The organism is Oleiphilus sp. HI0079 (assembly GCF_001635105.1).
Window position 1 is genome coordinate 1 of record NZ_LWFT01000283.1, and the last position, 269, is coordinate 269.

Below are 269 nucleotides of genomic sequence, written 5' to 3' on the forward strand. Positions count from 1 at the left end.
ACAAATTGTAGACCCTGAAGGAATCGAAACCCCTATCGGGTTCGGCTTGCTTGCAAATGATTTTGATGCTGAAGGGCGTACCGAAACTGAGTTGGAGATAGTTGCTGTTAATGGGCAAGCTCTTGTTAACGGTGAGATTTCAGTCATAGGCGACAATGGAGGTGTGTTCACGATCAAGAGTGATGGCACTCTTGATGTCGATGCGTCTGCTGGGTTTGAGCTTCTCAGAGGCGGAGAGGTTGTTGACTCTTCGGTTACCTATACAGTAT

1 protein-coding gene is annotated in these 269 nt (G+C 47.2%); it reads left to right on the top strand.

All coding sequences use genetic code 11. The features are described 5' to 3' along the window. The coding region (locus tag A3750_RS25830; protein ID WP_197474869.1) for a hypothetical protein at nucleotides 1-269 on the top strand (269 nt) is incomplete at both ends.